This window comes from Mangrovimonas sp. YM274, assembly GCF_030908385.1.
GTDB lineage: Bacteria > Bacteroidota > Bacteroidia > Flavobacteriales > Flavobacteriaceae > Mangrovimonas_A.
Genome location: NZ_CP133091.1, coordinates 746,089 through 768,443, shown reverse-complemented (window position 1 = coordinate 768,443; position 22,355 = coordinate 746,089). Strand labels below are relative to the sequence as shown.

Sequence of the window (22,355 nt, the reverse complement as noted above, 5' to 3'; positions counted from 1 at the left end):
AGTCTGTGTAAATGTTAAAGTGTTACAAAATTCACGAATTAATTTTGAGCATACTGAGGTGCTCCCTGTAGCTGGTTCCACACCTTAATTTTATCATCTTTTGTTACACCCTTTTTCACCTCAACATATATCCCGTCACTAATCCCCAACTCAACATCTTTACGTTCAAAATCCTGATCGCCTTTTTCAATCTCGACAAAAGGTAATTTTGTTTCTTTATCGTATTGCACCAAGGCTTCCTTAATAGCCAACACCTTTTCTGCTTTATCCAAAATAATGGCTGCATTGGCACTCAAACCAGCCCTTATAAAGGTGGTATCCATTTTGGTAAGGGTTCCTTTTATTTCAAATTGAATAGCCCCATTTTCCTCCACACCTTTTGGAGCAATATAATCCAAGACCGCATCAAACTCTTTGTTCTCGATAGCTCCTACAGTAATTTCTAATGGCAAACCTTCCTTTATTTTTCCAACCTCACTCTCATCTACCTTTCCTTCAAATATCATTTTTTTAACATCTGCCAGCGATGCGATGGATGTTCCTTCATTAAAGTTATTGGCTTCAATCACTTGATTTCCCACTTTAACCGGTACGTCCAAAACCATCCCCGAAACCGTTGCTCTTACTTGGGTTTGTGCAATATTTCCCAAACCGCTCGTGGTTCCGGTTTTAATAATATCAAAATTCTGTTTGGCTGAAGTCAGGTTAATCTTTGCCTGCTCTACACTTTGCTTGGTTTGTAAATAGGTGTTTTTTATGCTTTCAAAATCATTAGCAGAAATCACCCCTTTATCAAACAAAGCTTTCTGTCTGTCATAATTTGCCTGCTGCGTTTCCAAATTAATTTGTGCTGTTTGCAATGCCGTTTGACTGCTTGCGATACTATTTTTAGCACTTGTTAATGAAGATACATTTGGAATCACTCGAATCTGGGCAATGAGATCTCCCGAATTTACATATTCTCCCGCTTCAATAAAAATCTCTTCTATTACTCCGGAAATATTTGGCTTTATCAATACTTCTTCCTTTGGAACAATACTCCCTGTTGCCACCGTTTTTACTACAATAGTTTGCTCGCTAGGTGCTTCGGTAGTATATTTAATAGGATTCTCCTGATTTTTTTGCCATAAATAGTATAGCGCTGCAGAAAACGCAATCACTATAAACATGAGAATAATAACGGTTTTTGTTCTTTTCATCGGTAATGCTATTTATTTGGTTTGTTAGGATGTTTCAAGTTTTATTCTATTCGCAGGGCATCAACAGGTTTCATTTTGGTGGCACTATTGGCTGGTATCAATCCTGCTAACAATCCAGATACCACCAATATTATTAACGCCGTAAACACCACGGTCATGTTAACACTTGGGTTCGCAAAATTTTCAACGGGGCCACTACTATCCAACAAGTAATTGAGCAGCCAAATCATGAAAGCCGAAAAGGAAATCCCTACCATTCCAGACAGAATCGTTAAAAGAAGACTTTCCTGAAGTATTTGCCCCTTTATAGTCCAAGGACTTGCTCCCAAAGCTCTACGTACTCCTATCTCCTTAGTTCGTTCTTTCACCACAATGAGCATGATATTGCTAATCCCGATAATTCCAGACATAAGTACCAAGGCCCCTACAAAATAACCAACAATAGTCAAGATGGTAAAAAGCCCATTTATACGCTCAAACTGCTCGGATAAATCCCAGTGACCAATGGCCCTGTCATCTTCTGGAGCCACTTTATGTCGAGCTTTCATTAAATCGAAGACTTGCTGCTTTACAGATGTTATCGTTATATCATCAACTGCTGTAATGGCCATCCAACCAACATTATCTCCACGATTAAAGGCATGACCAAACGTTGTAAATGGAATATATACAGTATTGGCATCCTGTTCGCGATCACCTTGACTGTTGCTCATCTTAAAAGTGCCCACTACCATAAAATTTACACCATTAATCTTGATATAAGACCCCATGACTTCCTCTCCCTTATCATAAAGTCCCTTGACAACATCAGTTCCAATAACACACACCTTCCGTTTGGTATTGATATCGGAATAGCTAATAAATCTACCCTGCAGAATATCCATAGGTTGCTGATTAATGTATTCCGGGTAATCACCGTAGATTTCAAAAGCTCCAGTTTTGGTTCCTCTAGTAACATTGTTGGATCCCCTAAACCCACCCAACTGATTTCGGGGAGACACATATTTTAAATTGGGCACCTGAGCTTTAATAGCCTCTACATCATCCAATTTATAATTGAAGTTTCGCCCTTTGGGCATTCCTTTGTAAGGAACAGAAGTTCTTTGGGTCCACATAAACATGGAATTAGTGGCAAAGTCACCAAAATCTGCAGTGACACCATTTTTCAGTCCATTGGTTAGAGCCAACAATAATACTAGTATAAAGATACCCCAAAAAACGCCAAAAGCGGTTAAAAACGTTCTGAATTTATTAGTGGCAAGCGCCTGTAATATTTCGTCCCAACGATCTTTATTAAACATATTATTCGTCCCTTAATGCCTCAATAGGCTTAATTTTTGCTGCCCGATATGCTGGAATAAACCCAGCCAATGCTCCCGCAAACACCAAAATAAACACAGTGGTTATGGCTATATTAAAATCTACTTGTGGATACTTTATAAAATCACTTTCCACCTGAGGCCCCACGGCTTCCAATAATCCTAAACCAAAAATCAACCCGAAGAGTCCAGAAAACATGGTTACAAAAACTGCCTCCTGAATAATCATACCAATTATTGACCAGGGCAAAGCGCCTAAAGCTTTTCGAATACCTATTTCTTTGGTACGTTCTTTTACAATTATAAGCATGATGTTTCCCACGCCTACTATTCCCGCAATAATTGTCCCTATTCCCACAAACCAAAACACAGCCTTAATGGTATCTATTAGCTTGTATATTTTCTTGGCTTCTTCAAGCGTGTTATAAACCCTAACTGCTCCAGTATCATCTGGAGCTACCGTATGCATTTGCTTGATTTGGGATTCTATTTCCGTGGAAATGTTTTGAGATAAGGCAACCGCATCAGAAAAATTATCGGACATCTCTACCGTGAACAACATGTTCCGAATGTTATCCCCTATATTAAATACTTTTTGCGACGTAGATATCGGTATATAAGCTTGATCTTCTTCCCGATCCCCACCTGGATCAGTGAATACTCCAATAACCTTAAAATTCATACCATACATTAAGATATTCTTATCTATGGCATCTTCATCCTTAAATAAATCTCGTTTAAGCTTGTTGCCAATAACAGCTACCTTTTTGGCCTCATCAAGATCCGCTTGATTTATAAAACGTCCTTTTAAGATGTCGGCATTTTCAATAAATTGATGTTCAGGCATCACGCCTCTGATACGGTAACTTCCACTTTCATTTCCATAAGTCATGGTCACTCCCCACATACCATGAAGAGATGACTTATACTCCAAGTAATCTTTGTACTTGGTAGAAACCATATCAAAATCACCATTCTTTAGTTGGACGTATCGACCAGGGTTTAGGCCTTTGTATTCCTTAGTAGTTCTATTGGTCCAAACCGTTATCATGTTAGTAGCATCCCTTTGGAACTGCGACGTCACACCATTTTCTATGCCTTTACTGAACCCTAGCAAAATAACAAGTATAAATATCCCCGAGGCCACCGAAAGCCCGGTTAAAAACGTTCGAAGTTTATTTTTTCGTAGCGTTTCAAAGATTTCCTGCCATCGTTCAATATCAAACATATTGAGAAGCTCTAACTTGTTCTACCAAACTATCATCAATAATTACGCCGTCCTTGAGGTTTACAATTCGTTTGGTCATATTGGCGATATCGTGTTCGTGAGTCACCACCAAAATAGTCTTGCCTTCATCATTAATCCCCTGAATCAACTCCATAACCTCATAGGATGTTGTTGTATCCAAAGCACCTGTCGGCTCATCGGCCAATAAAACCTTTGGGTCGCTGGCTAATGCCCTTGCAATGGCAACCCTTTGCTTTTGCCCACCTGAAAGTTCACTTGGCAAATGGTTGGCCCAAGGCCCAAGGCCCACTTTTTCCAAATAATGCCTTGCCTTATCCACACGCTCCCTTCTTTTAACACCCTGATAATACAATGGGAGCGCGACATTATCTAAGGCTGTTTTGTAATTAATTAAGTTAAAGGATTGGAAAATAAATCCTAGAAATTCATTTCTATACTTAGCGGCAATTTTTTCGTTTAGATTGTTAATAGGAAATCCATCCAAACGGTATTCACCTGAATCCGCTTCGTCAAGCATGCCCAAAATGTTCAATAATGTAGACTTCCCAGACCCCGATGATCCCATAATGGAAACCAGTTCGCCTTCCTTTACATTAAAATTGATTCCCTTTAACACATGAAGGCTATTGCTCCCCATATGGTAAGACTTGTGAATATTATTTATTTCAATCATAAACAGATAGTTATCACCTATACAATGTTACATAAAAGTTAACACCTTTTATACTAACAAATTGTTAAGAATTACTTAACAGGGTACACTATTAAGACTGAAATAATGAAAATATGTTACAGTAAAATGAAACTATTTTGATTTTTGGGTCCGAAAGAATTTGTAATAGATTATAAATCCAAGGCCACCTATCAAGATATATGGTATAGCCATAAGATATACAATCCCATTATTGACACCCTCTGCTGCCGATTGTCCTTCCTCACTCTCCAAAACAGCACGGCACATAGCACATTGCGCAAAAGAGTTTAGGGATAGTAAAAAGCCAATACAAAAGATTATCCATTTAGATTTCATGACTATACGTAATAAGGTGAAATCATTAAATACACCACAACACCAGTAATGGCCACATACAACCAAAGGGGAAAGGTTATTTTGGCTATTTTTTTATGCCTTGCAAAGTTTTTGGTAATTGCCCTTACATAAGTGATTAAAACAAAAGGAATAATCACTACAGAAAGTACGATATGAGTTATCAAAATAAAATAATACACATAGGCTATGGCCCCTTCACCACCAAAGTTGGTAGAATCGCTCGTCATGTGATAGGCCACATACATTACAAGAAACATTACCGAAAGGAAAATTGCGAATTTCATTAATCGTTCATGGAGACTAATCTTTTTATTCTTGATAGCGAAAAACGCCAATACCAACACAAATGCCGTAACAGCATTGATAGCCGCATAAATAGGAGGCAAAAAGGTTAATGGCTCAACATCGAAGCCCATTCTTCTTAGATTCACTCCAAAAAGAGCTGCCACTGCCAAAGGAATTGCAATCGATAAAATTACAATCCATTTGTTATATTTCTTTTCCTCCAGTAGTTGTTGATTACTCATATCTTGAATGGTCGTTATTTATTATTCTTGCAATAGTTGTGCAATGTCTTCCTTGAGCATTGTTATTTGCTGTTCTTGGCCCTCATCGTCCTTTTGTTCTGCTTCCGAAATTATCCCATTGTAAAAAATCAAAGGATTTCCAGCAACCACTCTTGAACGGATGTAGCCATTTTTGTCTATTAAGGCAAAATTCCCTGAATGCTCAAAACCACCAGCCACTTCTTCATTTTCGCCGGTATACAGGTTGAACCCAATATTGGCCAAATCGTAAATAGCATCCTTATCGCCTGTCATTAAATGCCAGTTAGGATTTGTGATGCCATAATTATCGGCATAGGTTTTTAAAACTTCTGGAGTATCGTGTTCTGGATTAATGGTAAACGATGCCACACCAAAATCTTTAAATTCCTTGAATTCATTTTGAATCTGAACCAAATTCTTGTTCATTTTAGGACATATCGAAGGACATGTTGTAAAGAAAAACTCCACAACGTACACTTTACCTTTATAGTCCTTATTGGTAATTTGATTTCCATTTTGATCTACAAAACTGAAATCCGGCACTTTTTTTGGTTCGCCATTAATGTTTAAAAAAGCCAATTCAGTAGCTTCAACTTCTTCATTTTTGGTTTTGGCTTGATCGCTTCTACTTTCCTTTCTAGTGATATCTTCATTGCTAATTCTATCCACAATTTTTGGAACAAAAATGATTCCAAAAACCAAGATAATGAAGGCAATCCCTACGTATGAATAGTTTGTTTTATTGCTCATCGCTATGGTCTTTTAAATCGTTAGCACGCCTTTGGGTTGAATCATAATTTCCCTTGCGGCGTTCACGGTATTCAGTAAACAAAATTCGTAAATCTTCGGCACTTAACTTGTTTTTCAACTCAGCAACTTCAATAGCACTGTATGAATACAACGGATAAGGATCCAAATTCTTTTTCTTTTCCCAATCTTCGCGATCATCTGTCCTACCGCGTTGCTTCAAATCGGTATCCACAATGAACACTTGTTCTGTAGATAGGTTTTCATTCAACTGCATATCAGATTTCAAACTTTGAAACACCTTTTGAATGCTCGATTCATCAAGTGTTACAAAATGCCAAAAGCGCATATCTTCATAACTGGCAATTTCCTTGAACAATTCCTCTGCTTCAGTTTTGGATTCTGGTGTCACCAAAATAACTATTTGGAACTTTTTAAACCCCTTGAATTTATCATAGATTAACTCCTTAAGGTTTAAGGCTGGCGTAGATTGTTCCTTGGGATGCTTTCCAAAGAATCCCAAAACCGTTAAATGATCTTTCAGTTGGATATCGGAATCGCTTCTTTGAGGTAAATCTTGAACATTCTCATGCACGATTTCCAAAGTGTTGTAATTATCGTTTGAAAGCGATAAAACAAGAACAAACATCACTGGAAGCAAGAAAAGAATTCCTAATACCAGATTACGCTTTACTTGATTGTTTTTCATGGGTGCAAAAATAAAAAAGACGGTTGAATAACCGTCTTTTTTATATCTATTTAACGTTAAGTAACGTTTTAAAAATCATTTTTAATGTAACCTGATGAATATACACTTTGAATGTAATCACCTTCGGTTAAAAGAATGAAGGCAAGGTAACAGATTAAGAATACTCCTGTCCAAACCACAGCTCTTCTTAAACCAGACGTTTCATCTCTCATGTGCATGAAATCCCAAGTAATGTAATAAGCCTTAACAAGGGTAAGAATGATGAATATCCAGTTTAGCAGTTTCATCCCAATTACCTTTGCCATTAAAGCTTCTGGCTTATAGATACCCAAAACAACTTCTACTGCTGTAATAATGGAAAGCAATATCAATACTCCCCAAATCTTTTGAGTATTGGATTTAAACTTAACCAATCCTCTTAATATCTCTAATTTATGTGCGTGTGCCATTGTTACTATTTTATATAAATTAAACTAGGTAGAAGAATGTAAATACAAATACCCAAACCAAATCTACAAAGTGCCAGTAAAGTCCAACTTTCTCAACCATTTCGTAGCTTCCTCTTCTTTCATAAGTTCCCAATATAACATTGAAGAAAATAATGATGTTAAGTACAACTCCAGAGAATACGTGGAAACCGTGGAATCCAGTAATGAAGAAGAAGAAATCAGCAAATAAAGGTGATCCGTACTCATTTACGTGCAAGTTAGCACCTTCAACCACCATTTTACCATTTGTTTTAAGTGCTTTTAAAGACGCTTCTCTTGTCAACACTGTCTTGTGCCCGTGTTCATCAAGTGTTTGGGTTCTCACCAAAATATCACTGTGAGACTCCAATCCTTTTACGACTTCTTCTACAGTATAGGTCGGCAACGAAGATTCTCCAACAAACCAAAGTCCGTTTTTATTTTCATGAGTTGTACGCTCAGAGTGTTCTGCCACCACAAAGTCACGCAATGCTACACGTTCTCCTTCTGTATTTACAAACTGAAGAATATTTCCTCCTTTAGTTTGCACAGCTCCATAGTCACCTTGAATAAAGGTAGCCCATTCCCAAGCTTGAGATCCAACGAAGATCAAACCTCCAATAATGGTCAAGAACATATAAATAGTCACTTTAGACTTTTTCATATGGTGACCTGCATCTACAGCCAATACCATAGTTACGGAAGACATAATCAAAACAAAGGTCATAAAAGCAACATAAATCATTGGCAATTCTTGACCATGTAAAAACGGAACGTGAGTAAAAACCTCATCCGCTATAGGCCAAGTTCCAATAAATTTGAATCTAGAAAATCCGTAAGCTGCCAAAAATCCAGAAAAAGTTAAAGCATCCGAAACGATGAAAAACCACATCATCATTTTACCGTAACTTGCCTTAAGAGGCTCATTTCCACCTCCCCAAGTTTTGCCTTCTGTACCAGTATTCACTACTGTAGTATTCATATTAAGCGTTTATTTGTTAAAATTTGCACAAAAATAATCATTTTATCCATCTAAAGAAACTTCGCTTTCCATATTTTCAAAACAAATAAGCGATTACGAAAGGCTTTTCTTTAGACCAAATAAAAAATCAAATATATACTATCCTATAAAATTTAAAAACAAAAAGAGGAATATCCACAAGATATCCACAAAATGCCAGAAGGTTGCAGACAGTTCTACTCCCAGCATTTCCGTTGAAGTATACTTTTGTTTAAAATGGTTATAAATTACTACCAAAATGGAAAGTAGCCCCGCAACCACGTGGGCAATATGTGCCGCAGCAATAATGTAAACAAAGCTCATGGTTACATTACTGGTAGGCCCCGTAAAGTTATACCCTAAATCAATAATTTGAGAAAACCCTAAAACTTGACTGTATATAAAAATTACTCCCAACACAAAAGTTAAGCATAACATCAAGGTGGCCAAACTTCTATTATCTTGCTTTAACGCTCGTTTTGCAAAAATAAAGGAGACACTACTTAACACAATAATTACGGTGCTCACAACAAAGGCACTTGGCAATTGAAAATCGTTAAGCCAATCGGGGCGGCTCTTACTAACAATTACAGCACTTGTTAAACCAGCAAAAGACATAAATAATGAAATGATGCCAAACCATAGCATCATTTTTTTGGCTCTTGCATTTTTCTCTTGAAAGGTTCCTTCGGTTAAATCCATTTATCTCAAAAATTTGTCTATAACGTATACTATCTGTAACAACGTAATGTATGATACACTGGCCAACATCAACTGTCTGGCCGCTTGGGCAGTTCGTTTCTTAAATAAATCCAAGGCATAATACAACATCACACATCCTAATAGGAATACAATAATTGCAGCAACTATGGAAAGTTTCAAATCACCTGTAAATCCAAACACCGGAATAATAGACACTAAAATGGTCCAAATGGTGTACATGATAATTTGTACAGCTGTTCCCTTATCTCGCTTTCCTGTTGGCAACATAAAAAAACCTCCTTTTTTGTAGTCATCAAACAAAAACCAGCCAATAGCCCAAAAGTGCGGAAACTGCCAAAAAAATTGTAAAGCAAATAAGGTTCCTGGCTCAATTCCAAAGTCATTTCTTGCAGCCACCCATCCCAACATAAACGGAATAGCCCCTGGAATGGCCCCAACAAACACAGACAATGGTGTTTTAGTCTTTAATGGGGTATAAACACTCGTATACAAGAAAATGGAAATGGCTCCATACATGGCCGTTCTTGGGTTAATTATATATAAAGTGATAATCCCCAAAATGGTAAACAACACTGCAATTGCAAATCCAGTGTTTACCGACATGCGCCCAGCAGGAATAGGTCTGTTTTTGGTACGGTCCATTTTGGCGTCCAAATCGCGCTCAATAATCTGGTTGAATGCATTGGAAGCTCCCACCATAAAATACCCGCCAAAGGCCAGAAGTATCAAAGTGGTCAATTCTATACTTTCGGCACCCAACAAGTACCCTGCTATGGAAGAAAAAACAACACTAACCGAAAGTCTTATTTTAGTGATTTCCTTAAAATCAGAAAATACTGAACTTATTGAAACTGAAGAATTTTTAATACTCAAACCCGTAAAATTTGTCGCTGTAATTTTTGCGTGGGCAAAGATACTTTATTAATTCTTATTGGACAATGCCGTTCTTTGGTTTATTTTGAAGCCTTTAGAATGGGGAATCGGAAAGTTCTATAACCACATTTTTGTCATCATCAACACAAAAGAAAAACCAACAAAAACAAGCATTGGCTTCAATCTAGCTTTAGGGAGCTCACCTCGCTTTATCAGAAGCGCAGAAATACCCAATACAAATACTAAAGACAGAAACGAAATGATGAGCTTTGAATTGCCTTCTGAAAAATTGGAAGGAGACACCACAAGCATATTAAACATAACGACGCCGAAAATTAGCTTTTTCAGTGTTGAGGAGGAAGCGTTGGTTAGTTTTATCATAAGAGAATAAAATTAATTTTTCAAGGATACAAAAAAAAAATTAGAAATCGTAATACCAATTGAACAAATCTGTTCTCACGCCTAAACTAAACCAAAAGGTATCCCTATTGGCCAAGTCTGCCGAATTGGTTTCTGGATTAAAGTTTCTAAAACTAATATTGGTAAACAACTTCAAATTGCTCACTGGATTAATAATGTAGCCTGTTTGTAATTCGGCATTAAAAGTATTGGTTGTAATTCCTTGCCCTACTTCTACGCCCGTATCAAACGGCCGTTCATTGTAATTGCGATAGATGTCGCCACCATAGCTAAAGCTGTCTTCCTCGGTATTGTAATCGAATCCACGCTTTCCAATGATGAATTTGGCATCGGCAAACCAACGTCTGTAGTTATAACGACCTATGATGACAAGCTCACTAAAATTGGCTCCCCAAAGGTGGGCCATGGATTGGTTGTTATGACCATAGTTTAACACTATGGTATTATGTGAATAGGTATAAGGTCGAACTCTATTATACTCCAACTGCAGCATTAAATTATCCACTTTGAAGGCGTTGAAATATTTCATCCCAATCTGATATCCAAACTTGTTCTTCCAGCTTTTATTTCCGCCTTTAACGTCTCCCAAGGAGAACTCGTCTAAAATAAACTGCCCGTAAAGGTTTACCTTATTATTCCATTTATATTTTGCCGAGGCCCCTACAATGGCATTCCCCGCGCCCTGACCTGCTTCAAATTCAAGTGCTCTAAAAAAGATGATGGGATTTAAATAATTAATATCAAATCCCCGGCCATTGGTATCGGTCCACAAAACAGATTCAAAAAAACCAATATTCAGTCGTTTGGATACGTTCCAACTCAAATAATGGTTAGCCATATATTTGGTTAAAAAAGATTTGTCTTCAACAATTTCCGGACGCACATCCTTGAGCCACATCCAGGTATTGGTATACTTAATTTTCCAGAACTTCGTATTCAATTTAAAAAAGGTGTGCGGACTTGCAGCATCTCCTTGAAAAAGCGAGCGATATCCGTCTCCAATAAAATTCTTTCCATGTCCAAATTGCACATTTATGAACTTAGCTGGGGCATAGGACAAATAGGCCTCTGCCACAGGATAGTCGTACCCCCTATCCTTAAAGGCCTTTCCAATTCCTCTTCCTGGCACGATTGCCGGATCCGGACCAAAAGCCTTAAGACTTTCGGCATAGTCATTGAAATATTGCGCAAACCTACCTTGGCTTTCATATACAGAGGTTGAAAAGTTAAATTTCTTTCCTAAGCCACCTTGCACTATTAATCCACGTGTATTGTTATAAGTTGAACTAAAATCGGCCTCAGTATCTTTACCTACTTGCAAGTCAAAAATAGGGTCGATAGTGAACCAATAGTCCTTTCCCTGTACCTGCACCAAATGCTCATCCCATAATTTTCGGCCCCACCAACCGTCACTTCCTTTAGCTAACGACTCTTTTTCAGCTTTAAAGTCGTAATAAGGAGCCACCTCGGCATACACAAATGGCTTCGCTGCCGTATGACTGTTAGTCCCCAATACATTCATTTGGCCATCAAAACGGGCATAATAGGTATGCGTAAAAGGAATGTTTAACTGACTGTTGTATTCCAACTTTTCGTAGGGAACAATATCATTATTTATGCTATCGTATTCTTTGGAAATGGTTTCATTTAAATCGGTAATGCTATGCGCCAGTTCAGCCGGAGAATAAGCCTCATTAGAAATTTCTTGAGGATTGACCAAAGGAATTTTTACAGATATGGAATATTGAAAATAGGTGGGATTGCCGTTATAAGTTCCTGGCGCTATTTTAGGCAATTCCCCAAATATCCTTTTCACCTCATCTTCCAGACTATCGTATACAGCATCCACATATAGTACTTTAAAAGTCCCGGTTGCGTCTACTTCAAATAGAATTTTAATATCACCTTGGTAATCCTCCTCATTAACTATTTCTGGTACTTTAAAAGTATCGAAGATATACTGATTGATCTTATTGTTGAAACAAACCTTGAGATTGTCTATCGGTTCCGTTTCACATCCAGGAAAAACAGGAGATTTTTGATAGGCTTCGGTACTTTGGGATAATCCATAAATACTCAACAGCATAAAAAAACTTAGTGCAATACGCTTCATAAAATTCGGTCGGCCTTTGATGGCCGAAATATACTACTTTTTCAAAAAAAGCCCATTAAAAAACCGTTACCCCACAAAGAGTAACGGTTGAATAACAAATAACAACTATTTAATTTTTGACTTGAAAAATAATGGGGAGAGAATACAAAACATCTACAGGTTTGTCTCGCTGCATCCCAGGAGTCATTACTGGAATTTTATTAATAACCCTTTTTGCTTCCCTTTCCAAACCAGAATGAGGCGCACGAGCTTTAATGTCCTTAACCTCCCCTGATTTCCCAATTTTAAATTCTACATAAATTTTTTGAACGCCCTGGAGCCCCAAATCACTGGCAATATCCGCTGAAAATTTTCTGTTTACCAATTTTGCTATTTTATCAGACATGCACTTTTTTCGAGCCTTATTTCCTTTAGCCTTTTCACACCCCGGATAGATAGGTACATTTTCTACTCCATTAATTGAGATAAAAACCGGTTCCTCAATTTTCACAACATCAATATCACCTGCATCTAAAATATCATTAGTAAGGTTTTGATTTGAAGTAATAATATTTTGCGCTTCTAGGTCTTCAAAATTATCATGAACAATTTTGGGCTCTTTAATGAGCAGCTTTTTAGAAGCCTTTGGTTGAACTTTCTTTTGAGGAGCAGGTTCTTCATATACTTTAAATTCCTGCATAACAAATTCATTAAAACCCTCATCTTCAACCTTCGCATATTCATACTTAGGAACCTTTGTTTCAAATTCCATTTCAAAAAGTCCATACACTACCAAAAGGCAGAGAATTAACCCTATTTGAAAATATAAGGTGGAGTTTTTTTGTAAATTTACATCATGCTTTTGTGATTTTGCAACAGTAGTAGTGCTCTGGCCAGCATTACTGCGTTCTTTGTTAAAATTTTTCATAATATTGAATTTAAGATGTTAATATTATGCCAAAACACAATAAGCATACCAAAAAACAAAAAACCCGCCTAAAACTTAGACGGGTTTTTTTAATATTTTAAAACTAAGGCTCCTTAATCCTGTACTTGGAATAAGATAGGCAGCGAATATGGTACCGTTACTGCCTTACCTCTTTGCATTCCTGGCTTCATTTTTGGAAGCAAACCAATTACGCGCTTTGCTTCTTTTTCTAAACCTGGGTGCGGTGCTCTAGCCATGATGTTGGTAATCTCACCGTTTTTGTCGATCTTAAAGATAACGTTAATACGCTGTCTTCCTGAAAGACCTAATTCACTAGCTAAATCTGTGTTAAACTTTTTATTTACAAACTTGCTAATCTTTTCAGACATACAAGCTTTTTTGGCATTGTTTCCCTTTTCGTTTTCACATCCTGGGAATACAGGTACGTTTTCAATTACTGCAAAAGGAACCTCAATATCTTCTTCTACTTCTTCTACAACAACTTCTTCTACTTCTACAATTTCTTCCTCCTGACTTGACTCTGAAGATTCAATTACAGTTTCCTCAACCTCCACTTCATCTTCTACCACTTCAATAACTTCGGGAGCTGCTGGTGGTGGTGGCGGTGGTGGTGGCGGTGTTTTAAGCTGATCAGTAATTGGAATTTCCTCATCCAATTCCTCATCCATGGTTAATTGACCTATGTCAATTGCAGCCTTGTCGTACGTTTTGTAGTTAATTGCCAAATTTGTTAGCAACAACATTAAAGCCAAGCCCACTGCGAAATAGATCGAGCTATTTCTACCTACGTCGGCCTTGGTATTTTTTTTCGGTTCCATATCTTAAAACATTTAAGAATGCTAAAATAACCAATTAATAGTTAAAAAAGCAAGCGATTATTTTAATTTAACTTAAGGTTTCCCGTAAGCTTTATGATGATTACTCCAACCAGAACACCTATAAAATTAGCCAACATATCGTAGGCATCTAAGGTTCTTGTAGTTGAAAGTGTTTGTTGTAATACCTCAATAATAATGCCATAAAGCACAATTATTGCCCCTGATGCAATAATTTTATATCTTATTTGGGTTTGCCTAAAAAAATTGAACCCCAACAACATAAAAACCGTATACGCACCAAGGTGGTACAGTTTATCATCAAAAGACGAGCCTAAACTTGGCATTTTATGAATGTTCATTAGACTCAAAAAAGTTAATGCTACCACATAAGCAAGCAGTAGTATTAACGCCAAAGACTTAGGCACCGATAAGTGCTTTATAGTCTTCTGCAGTCATCAACCCATCCAATTGAGAAAGGTCCGAACACTTTACTTTAATCATCCAACCTTCTCCATAAGCATCACTGTTTACTAACTCAGGAGCATCTTCCAAGGCTTCGTTAAATTCGATGATTTCACCAGATACTGGTAAAAACAAATCAGATACGGTTTTAACGGCTTCCACTGTTCCAAAAACTTCTTCCGCTTCCAAAGTTTCATCTAATGTTTCAACTTCAACATAGACAATATCTCCTAATTCGCCTTGTGCGAAATCTGTAATTCCTACAGTAATAACATCGCCATCTACTTTAACCCATTCGTGGTCTTTAGTGTACTTTAAATCTGCCGGTATATTCATTTTGTGTGTAATAATTAATTGGCACAAAAATAATTTTTTAAAACCTGAATCACCTAATTTTCTCTATTTTTTTTCAATAGAAAGCGGCTTTGCCGGGTTAATTACCGAAATTATACCTTAAGGTTATCCCAGACCTAATCGTAGTTTGTGGGAATGCTGTTGAAATAGCATAGTCTGAGAACGAATAATCAAAATAGAAAATTCCAGTAAGATATTTACTAAAGGCGTAATCTGCCTTGTACTTCACTCCCCATAAGGTCTGCCCAGATGTTACTTGATTATTATCCAAATCCAGATACCTTATAATCGTCTTGTTATCTCTTACAGACACATCCAACGACATGTTTAGGTCACTCTTAATAATTTGTTGTGGGCCTGCAAGCTTAGAACGAATGCGAACATCCTTAAATCGATACCCCAAACCAACTACATATTCCTGACCTTGGATTTCGGTCATCAAGTTATTGTCAAAACTAAGAGACAGGATTCGATCCTTCTTGATTTCACCCAAAATCTTTACCGAGTTCTTCATTTCAAAATCCACACGAACCAAAGGACTAAATTGTTCCTCTAGGTTTATATTGCTGAAAAGTGTTCTGCTTTTATAATTACCGGACTGATTAAGTACATCTGGATCTTGGTTGTCATAATCCAAAGTTGGATTGGCAGCCACATAATCCAAATTGGTTCGGAACTGGTTAATTGTATAGCTAGAACGGTAACCATGGGTAATTGAAAAACGCTTGAAGTTCTTTTTAAACCACTTCATCTTCATAAACCCAGTATATTTTAACTGCCAGTTTGGGATTGGAAAATCCCTAAATGCCGATAATTTTACATTATCTGGATTAGATCCTGTATAGGCCGACAAGAATGCAGGCAATAATACCGCTTGACTATTTTTACCAAAGCCTAAAGGATAACCTTCAGTATCCAAGGCATAGTTGCCATTCCCATAAAACTCTCTTGCCAACCTGTGTGCAACCACCATACGGTTAGACCTAAAGTCGTTAAAGGCATCAGATTGGGTTTCGTTACTGGTACTAAAAGCTGTTTTAATTAAGGCCGTAGAAATATTGAAGTTTCCAAATGAATTTTGGATTAAAGAATTATAATCCAACTCGCCATCGGCGTCCATATCCTCAACTCTAAAGTTTTCGGTCATGTTTTCAGAATAAAGTCTTCCTCCCGTGATATCAATCTTCAAATCTTTGATTAATTCAATATTGGCTGAATAATCCAAAGTTTGATTATTCAATTCGGTATACTGCTGGTTAAAGTTAGGGAACACTGTTAACCAACCATTTCGGGCTACCATATCCCTAATGTCTCTTTGGCTTCCAAAAGTATAGCCAAATGTTGGCTTTGTTGTCCCAATAAAGCCAGGAGTTCTTGTATAACCAGGCAAGTAAGTTCCGTTATTTTCAGAATAATTTATCTGAACCCTTTTTACCATAGTTAGCACATCTACTGCGGCTCCAACTACTTTGCTTTGCTTTTTATCGGATTGGCTACGGGCATCGGCTCCATTTACAACACGTTTACCATCCCTTCCTCTTGTTTGAGGTTGTCTTGAAGTTCTTCTAGATCGCTTTTTAACCAATCCTAAGTAGCTATAAAGTTTCTCCATATTTAGGGATGAATTAATAGCGTGGGTATTGGCATTCTGTATTGAGTTTCCTAAATTATAATAGTTGGTCACTCCATCTTCATTGGTATACTCAAAATTAGTATTTAAGTCGGACCCTTTTTGCCACTGAAAATCGCCTGTATAAGAATAGGTCGCGTTCAAGAAACTCAATGTTGGAATCTTGTTCAATGGAATTTCATAATTCAACTGGAACTGTTGGTTTTGAATGTTAGGATCTCCCAAATCAAAGAAACCATCCCAAACATTCAAACTAGGATCCTGTCTTCCGTTAATCTGATCATTGACAAAATAATTCCTTACAATATTATTGTTAGACGCATTGAAACTGAAGCTCAAATTATCGGTAACGTTATAATTTAAAGCATACTGGAAATCGAAAGTATAATTTCGTCTATATAATTCCTCAAGCCCAATATTGTTTCCGGTAAGTTCAACCTCTCTAAACTTCTGCCTATTGAACTGACGAATAATATCAGTATTTACAGAGAAACTTGTTGGCAGTATATTTACATTGAAGTCTTTAAATATTTTCCAATACTTACCAGTAAATAAGGAATCATTCTTTCTAAAAGGCTCTACCTTTTTAGGAGTAAAATTATAATTATAATTAACGCCAGCTCTTACTCTTTGATCTAAGGAATTTTCTATTTCAAAATCGCGGTGCTCTACCTTGTTGTAGGAGTAATTAAAAGTTAAGTTTTCCGGATCATATACATGCGGCTTCGCCTCTGCTGCCCTTTGCTTTTTAACGCCAATAAAATTGATACTCTTACGCTTTGTATAATCTTCAGACTGAACGCGTATCTGCTCCCTTTCTTCTTCAGAATTGGCTGCGTCCAATCGAGAATCCAAAGTAAGGTCATTATAATATTGATCGTATTTGGGAGTAATCATTTCTTCTTCCTGTCCGTAATTGAATGGCACTTGAATTCCCCACTTTTTAGGCAATAATTGACCTAAATTCACATTAGTAACCACATTGTACTGTTGCACATCTTCCCTACTGCGCTCATTAGGTCTTTGTTCTACCGACCCAAAACCAGATGTACTTTGTCTTCCTGTTGCACTTACATTAGCAAAATCGGCCACGTTACCATCAACTCCTACAACGGCAGCCCAACCACCTTCGTTATGTAAATCGGAAAGACGAAGCTCATTAAACCATACTTCTCCACAAACATCATATCCAGACCCTCCTACTTGAGCGGACGAGATATTTTTAAGCCCCACCATTAACACTCTAATATCCCCAAAGTTTGGATTTCCTTTAATGGCGATACGCTGTTGCCCTTCTATATATTGAGAGAATTCAGGCACAGGGTTTTCACTCACTTCACCGTTAACAACATCATAGAAAGTTGGGTCGTCATTACTTAAGGAACCATCAAAAATCCCTTTAGATTTGATTTGTTGCAACAATTCCAATGGCAAGTTAATCTCATTAGCTTCGGGCCACACCTCAGAAGGAGATATTCCCCCAGATGACACTTGTAATGGCACTTCAATTTGATAGAAGTTATCCGTAAAGTCGTTACCCATCCTTATAAATCCAACCAAGTCGTTATCGTTCAAGGTTCCTGATTCACCATTTTCGGCATGCATAAACATTCGTAGCTTTTTGTACTGACGCATATCTATGTTAATATTTTTAAATACTCCTTTGGAATCTGTAGCCTCCAACTGGCAGGTCTTTACTACAAGCGATTGCTCATTTTGGCGAACAATATTGTTGTTATTGTTCAACTCTTCCAACTGCACTCCCGGAGGCAACACATAATTCCCTTCATTCTCCTGAAGTCCCACAACCCCAGTACTGAATTCTAAGTTTGGACTCTCATTGGTAGGATCGTTATCCAAATCGCCCGTAAAACGACGCCAATCACTACGCACCAAATCCAATGTTGCAAAACGTAATACCGTTGGTTGCGTAAATTCCTTTAAATACATACGAGCAAATCGCACAGATCTAATATCGGTAATTCCTCCTACTGCAACCCTGTCTGACGCATTGATAGGAATTCTAAACTGATACCAAACCACTTCTCTAGTTTCACCATTGGGCAAGGTTACTTCGCGGGTTTTGATATCATTAATTTTTTCGTTGTTCTCGTTTAAGGTAGAAGGCTTTATATCAATGTTATATTCAAAATAACTATTGATAGTGTTCATTGTATTATCCCTATTGATGTCTTCTACATCCGGCTGAGTGGTTGACCCTCTATTGGTATCTGTAAAAGTCTCTGGAGAGTTTCCTTCCGTACCGTTATATTTTTTATAGCGTTCAAAAATGTTTCCTTCAGTATTCAAGAAATAAGTGTAATTATCCTTAGCTGGGTCTTCCCCAAAGTTTCCGGTTACACCCAATTCAGTTAACATTTGCGCTTCCTCAATATCATCATATCCATCATACCCAACATCTTGATTGGTACGTTCCTGGCCTGTTGTGGCAAATGTGTAAATCAAGGATTGGTTTTGAGGGACTACATACGGTTTATCAACAGACAAGTTATTCTGAAGAAAATCTATATTTCCATCTTCGGGCAAGCCATTTTCAAATTGCTTTTTACCATCCTTAAGAATATCCTCTGAAATATTCCCAAGGTTGATACTTAAAGTTCCCCCAGGGTTTGAAGGGTTGTCCAAAAACGGATCCTGAACCCAAAATTCAATATATTCAACATTGGCCTGTTCAAAATCGGTAGACGTAATCTGTCTGGTAATCCCCGCCCAAGAATCTATAGGATTGTCCAATTCACCATCTGCCGCAGAAGATTCAAAGTTATATGGTCCTCGTTCCGAAGGGTAATAAGCCAAATCCAATGTATATATTATGGTACTTTGCCCCTGCACGAGGTCTACTTGAGGGAATACCTCATCAATAAACACCCTTCTGGTATAAAGATTGGAAATATCATCATCGTTAATCCCGGTAGGTCTTTGGGTGCTGTAGAAAATTGGGTCAATGGTATACCAGTTCAAAAAGGCACGGTCAAAACCATTTTGCAAACCATTATCATCTTCTCCAGCAAAACCAGGATAATTACGTCCCAAACCAACAGGTCTACTCGACAGGTACCAAGTTAAAGGAGACAATAAATCTATGGCCCCCTGTGTCCCTTCAAAATCATCAACATAAGAGGTCGCTTCATTATTAAAATCGGTTCCTTTTGGAGCTCCCGGCAACAAATAGGCAAACTCCCCTCTCACAGACATGTTGGACGGTACATCGGTATCGATGTTTGGCAACTTGTTAACCATTCTCGTCAAAAATGGAACTTCCGTTGAATAGTTTCCATTCAATCCTAAAATAGTATTATTGATAGGCTCCGTATTGTAATTGGCCTTTTGTGTGATTGGTCGTTCGCTTAAGTTTAGGAAAGTCCCACCTAACACAAAATTTTCATTGAATTGGTGCTCTACATTTACCCCTGCAAAACGTCTTGTTTGTTGACCGAATACAGCATTATTTTCAACAGACACATTGATAGGTGTGTTGGAAGCCTTCAAAGCTTCATCCAAAATTTGCACACGCCCCAATTGGTAATTCACCGTATAGTCAATTCCTTCAACCAAAACACGTCCTCCAGCAGTTACTACCACCGATCCTCTTGGCACGTTAAACGCTCCCAAAGGAATACCGTCTCCCCCAGAAGACTTGAAACGTCCTTTAAGTTGGAATTTATTCTTTTCAGACTCATCCAAGGCCGCCGTCTTGGTTTGCTTATATAGAATATCGTATACATACTTTTCCTGGTTAGGGTTAGCATAGGTATCCGATTCATAATCCGTATCATTATTATTGGGGTTACCATCGTCGTCTAGAACATCAAATAGATAGCGACCAAAAGGCTCCACCTTGGTAAATATAATTTTCCCGTTCTGGGTCAATACTGTAAGCCCTGGGACAAAATCGAAGAACCCATCCCCATCAACCTGAGGGTCGTTATTATAATTAAGTCGATCTAAATGAAATAACCTGATTAATGGTGTTTCACTAATAGCAGTATCATCTGTTGGATCTGTGGTATTATTATCGAATGGCGGAAAAGAGGTTCCTTCAACTGGTAAAATGTAGTTTACAGGAGAGGCCTCTGTGTAAAAAATATTCAGTTTAAAATCTTCCTGACTCAATTGAAAAGCACCTGTATCATAGATGTTTTTCATCATCAAATCCCAAATAGGCTGATCGACACTTGTTATTGCACTCTTCAGCATTTTTAAAACCAAACTATTGTTGTTCACAATTTGGTTTTCAGAATTATTAACATCCTGACTTACATCGGTTGCCTCAACGCCATCATTGGCAAACTCTCCAACCTGATACACTTCTCCTCCTACGGTGTATTGGTAGGCAACTGCTAGTACTTCGTCGTTAAGCAATCGTTGATTAAGGGAGATATATCCCAACTGTGTATTTAAGATATAATCCGACCCTTCCTGAAGTTTCTTCGCATTTTCCAATTTACCAAAATCGAAACCTTCGTTGGCAGGAACCAAAATACCTTGTTCTACCGTTGTAATATCTCTTACGGCGTCCGTTAACTGCGACCCCGGTCCTCCAATATTTAAAGGATCAAAATCGTTGTTCCCGTTATCCGGATATGCCCCTCCAGGCACATTTACAAACCCCGCTGGCGGGGAAGCAAGCCCAATTACATCAGATTCTCCTAAATCCTGAAATGCCACAACATTCCTAACATTATCCGTTTGATTACTTCGGTTGGTAACCCAAACTTCTATCCTTGTAATTTGAATATTATTGTTGATGTAAGGATACCTACTTAAGGCTTCATCATAATGTTCTCTAAAATATTGAGACAGGAAAAAGTGTCTATTTTCGTCATAATCCCTAGCAAAGAATTCAAATTCTTCCAGGGTTCCTCCCCCTTGTGCTACCACAGATTGAGATTGCGACTTTTGCTCTGAAAACACAGCAGTTACCGTAGTTTTACCAAACTGCAACTCCGTTTTCACCCCAAACAAACTCTGTGCTCCGGTAATCAAGGAACTATTTAGGGGCATACTTACATTACCCACCTCGATTTTTCTGATAATATCATCTTCAGTAGGCGTGTATTCCAATTTTATTAAGTTCTGAAAATCAAAGGTCGATTCCGTATCATAATTGGCCGTAACCTGAAGCCTAGTTCCTACTTTCCCCAATAAACTTAGACTAATTCTTTGGTCAAAATCAAAGGTGAAGTTACTTCTATTTCTTGGCGAAAATGTTGGGTTATCTTGTTTTGTATAAAGTACACCCAAATCCATTTCCACCGATCCCTGAGGTACTACTTCAATAGTATTCCCTCCAAACACCGATTCAAAAAAGCCTGAATTCACATAAAATTCTGGCAAGAGATTTTTTTGTTCCTCCTCGCTACCTTCTTTTTTACCCTCAGCAGCATCGATCTTTTGCTTATAATATCCCTTTTGCTGTTCCTGCAATACCAATTTATAATATTCTGCAGGCGTTAAAATAATAGGGTAATTGATGTTGAATTCCCCAACCTTTTCTGTGTAGATATAACGATCCGTAACGGGGTCATAGGTATATTTTGAAACAATGCTGTTTGGGTTGGGCATGGTCATCCTTCCCATGGTAAACCCTGTTTTGGTACTATCCTGCTCCTCCTCTTGTTGTTGTTGTCCAAAACCGAGCAGACCAAAAAACATGACAATACTAAAAAGTAGGTACGATCGGGTTGAATTAGTATAAATTGGGTTATTTGTACTCAAATCTCT

General features: G+C 37.7%; 18 protein-coding genes. 1 reads left to right on the top strand and 17 read right to left on the bottom strand.

The window, feature by feature from the left end:
- Nucleotides 1-38: 38 nt before the first annotated feature.
- From RBH95_RS03375 to cyoE, 11 genes are all read right to left on the bottom strand, one after another.
- On the bottom strand, nucleotides 39-1,199 hold the full coding sequence (locus RBH95_RS03375) for an efflux RND transporter periplasmic adaptor subunit (protein WP_307901316.1): 1,161 nt from the start codon (nucleotides 1,197-1,199) through the stop codon (nucleotides 39-41).
- A gap of 41 nt (nucleotides 1,200-1,240) precedes the next feature.
- Nucleotides 1,241-2,500, bottom strand: a complete 1,260-nt coding sequence (locus RBH95_RS03370) for an ABC transporter permease (protein WP_307901315.1) — start codon at nucleotides 2,498-2,500, stop codon at nucleotides 1,241-1,243.
- 1 nt (nucleotide 2,501) lies between these two features.
- Nucleotides 2,502-3,746 carry an ABC transporter permease gene (locus RBH95_RS03365; RefSeq protein ID WP_307901314.1) on the bottom strand — a complete coding sequence of 415 codons (1,245 nt, stop codon included), beginning with the start codon at nucleotides 3,744-3,746 and terminating at the stop codon, nucleotides 2,502-2,504.
- The gene (locus RBH95_RS03360; protein ID WP_307901313.1) at nucleotides 3,739-4,440 is read right to left on the bottom strand and encodes an ABC transporter ATP-binding protein; all 702 of its coding nucleotides are present in this window, start codon (nucleotides 4,438-4,440) and stop codon (nucleotides 3,739-3,741) included. Before RBH95_RS03360 ends, RBH95_RS03365 begins: the two co-directional genes overlap by 8 nt.
- A gap of 359 nt (nucleotides 4,441-4,799) precedes the next feature.
- A complete protein-coding gene (locus tag RBH95_RS03350; protein ID WP_307901311.1) occupies nucleotides 4,800-5,345 on the bottom strand; it encodes a DUF420 domain-containing protein in 546 nt (181 codons plus the stop codon).
- Between the two features lie 21 nt (nucleotides 5,346-5,366).
- On the bottom strand, nucleotides 5,367-6,116 hold the full coding sequence (locus RBH95_RS03345; RefSeq protein WP_307901310.1) for an SCO family protein: 750 nt from the start codon (nucleotides 6,114-6,116) through the stop codon (nucleotides 5,367-5,369).
- Complete coding sequence (locus RBH95_RS03340; protein WP_307901309.1) at nucleotides 6,106-6,822, bottom strand: hypothetical protein; 717 nt, start codon at nucleotides 6,820-6,822, stop codon at nucleotides 6,106-6,108. The genes RBH95_RS03345 and RBH95_RS03340 overlap by 11 nt, the downstream gene beginning before the upstream one ends.
- Before the next feature lie 68 nt (nucleotides 6,823-6,890).
- Nucleotides 6,891-7,271, bottom strand: a complete 381-nt coding sequence (locus RBH95_RS03335) for a cytochrome C oxidase subunit IV family protein (RefSeq protein ID WP_307901308.1) — start codon at nucleotides 7,269-7,271, stop codon at nucleotides 6,891-6,893.
- A 19-nt stretch (nucleotides 7,272-7,290) separates the two neighbouring features.
- Nucleotides 7,291-8,271 carry a cytochrome c oxidase subunit 3 gene (locus RBH95_RS03330; RefSeq protein ID WP_307901307.1) on the bottom strand — a complete coding sequence of 327 codons (981 nt, stop codon included), beginning with the start codon at nucleotides 8,269-8,271 and terminating at the stop codon, nucleotides 7,291-7,293.
- A 138-nt stretch (nucleotides 8,272-8,409) separates the two neighbouring features.
- Nucleotides 8,410-8,991: a cytochrome c oxidase subunit 3 gene (locus tag RBH95_RS03325; protein WP_307901306.1), complete on the bottom strand. Its 582-nt coding sequence runs from the start codon at nucleotides 8,989-8,991 to the stop codon at nucleotides 8,410-8,412.
- Nucleotides 8,992-9,879: a heme o synthase gene (gene cyoE / locus RBH95_RS03320; protein ID WP_307902223.1), complete on the bottom strand. Its 888-nt coding sequence runs from the start codon at nucleotides 9,877-9,879 to the stop codon at nucleotides 8,992-8,994.
- Nucleotides 9,880-9,970: 91 nt separating this feature from the next.
- On the opposite strand from cyoE, the gene RBH95_RS03315 reads away from it, so the two are divergent.
- On the top strand, nucleotides 9,971-10,276 hold the full coding sequence (locus RBH95_RS03315) for a hypothetical protein (protein ID WP_307901305.1): 306 nt from the start codon (nucleotides 9,971-9,973) through the stop codon (nucleotides 10,274-10,276).
- 30 nt (nucleotides 10,277-10,306) lie between these two features.
- Here the strand turns inward: RBH95_RS03315 and RBH95_RS03310 are convergent, their stop codons facing one another.
- From RBH95_RS03310 to sprA, 6 genes are all read right to left on the bottom strand, one after another.
- The gene (locus RBH95_RS03310) at nucleotides 10,307-12,418 is read right to left on the bottom strand and encodes a gliding motility protein RemB (RefSeq protein WP_307901304.1); all 2,112 of its coding nucleotides are present in this window, start codon (nucleotides 12,416-12,418) and stop codon (nucleotides 10,307-10,309) included.
- Nucleotides 12,419-12,527: 109 nt separating this feature from the next.
- Entirely contained in the window at nucleotides 12,528-13,325 is a 798-nt protein-coding gene (locus RBH95_RS03305; protein WP_307901303.1) for an energy transducer TonB, read from the bottom strand.
- Nucleotides 13,326-13,438: 113 nt separating this feature from the next.
- Complete coding sequence (locus tag RBH95_RS03300; RefSeq protein WP_307901302.1) at nucleotides 13,439-14,164, bottom strand: energy transducer TonB; 726 nt, start codon at nucleotides 14,162-14,164, stop codon at nucleotides 13,439-13,441.
- Between the two features lie 62 nt (nucleotides 14,165-14,226).
- Nucleotides 14,227-14,523 carry a VanZ family protein gene (locus RBH95_RS03295; RefSeq protein ID WP_307901301.1) on the bottom strand — a complete coding sequence of 99 codons (297 nt, stop codon included), beginning with the start codon at nucleotides 14,521-14,523 and terminating at the stop codon, nucleotides 14,227-14,229.
- Between the two features lie 58 nt (nucleotides 14,524-14,581).
- Nucleotides 14,582-14,962, bottom strand: coding sequence for a glycine cleavage system protein GcvH (gene gcvH / locus RBH95_RS03290; RefSeq protein WP_307901300.1), 381 nt, complete (start codon nucleotides 14,960-14,962; stop codon nucleotides 14,582-14,584).
- A gap of 97 nt (nucleotides 14,963-15,059) precedes the next feature.
- Nucleotides 15,060-22,349 carry a cell surface protein SprA gene (sprA, locus tag RBH95_RS03285; RefSeq protein ID WP_374047809.1) on the bottom strand — a complete coding sequence of 2,430 codons (7,290 nt, stop codon included), beginning with the start codon at nucleotides 22,347-22,349 and terminating at the stop codon, nucleotides 15,060-15,062.
- Nucleotides 22,350-22,355: the final 6 nt, after the last annotated feature.

Coding starts and splice junctions, on each gene's coding strand:
- gcvH (WP_307901300.1), bottom strand. CDS start 14,962: ATGAATATACCGGCAGATTTAAAGTACACTAAAGACCACGAATGGGTT.
- RBH95_RS03345 (WP_307901310.1), bottom strand. CDS start 6,116: ATGAGCAATAAAACAAACTATTCATACGTAGGGATTGCCTTCATTATC.
- RBH95_RS03365 (WP_307901314.1), bottom strand. CDS start 3,746: ATGTTTGATATTGAACGATGGCAGGAAATCTTTGAAACGCTACGAAAA.
- RBH95_RS03370 (WP_307901315.1), bottom strand. CDS start 2,500: ATGTTTAATAAAGATCGTTGGGACGAAATATTACAGGCGCTTGCCACT.
- RBH95_RS03300 (WP_307901302.1), bottom strand. CDS start 14,164: ATGGAACCGAAAAAAAATACCAAGGCCGACGTAGGTAGAAATAGCTCG.
- RBH95_RS03305 (WP_307901303.1), bottom strand. CDS start 13,325: ATGAAAAATTTTAACAAAGAACGCAGTAATGCTGGCCAGAGCACTACT.
- RBH95_RS03340 (WP_307901309.1), bottom strand. CDS start 6,822: ATGAAAAACAATCAAGTAAAGCGTAATCTGGTATTAGGAATTCTTTTC.
- RBH95_RS03350 (WP_307901311.1), bottom strand. CDS start 5,345: ATGAGTAATCAACAACTACTGGAGGAAAAGAAATATAACAAATGGATT.
- RBH95_RS03310 (WP_307901304.1), bottom strand. CDS start 12,418: ATGAAGCGTATTGCACTAAGTTTTTTTATGCTGTTGAGTATTTATGGA.
- RBH95_RS03335 (WP_307901308.1), bottom strand. CDS start 7,271: ATGGCACACGCACATAAATTAGAGATATTAAGAGGATTGGTTAAGTTT.
- RBH95_RS03360 (WP_307901313.1), bottom strand. CDS start 4,440: ATGATTGAAATAAATAATATTCACAAGTCTTACCATATGGGGAGCAAT.
- RBH95_RS03330 (WP_307901307.1), bottom strand. CDS start 8,271: ATGAATACTACAGTAGTGAATACTGGTACAGAAGGCAAAACTTGGGGA.
- RBH95_RS03375 (WP_307901316.1), bottom strand. CDS start 1,199: ATGAAAAGAACAAAAACCGTTATTATTCTCATGTTTATAGTGATTGCG.
- RBH95_RS03325 (WP_307901306.1), bottom strand. CDS start 8,991: ATGGATTTAACCGAAGGAACCTTTCAAGAGAAAAATGCAAGAGCCAAA.
- RBH95_RS03295 (WP_307901301.1), bottom strand. CDS start 14,523: ATGAACATTCATAAAATGCCAAGTTTAGGCTCGTCTTTTGATGATAAA.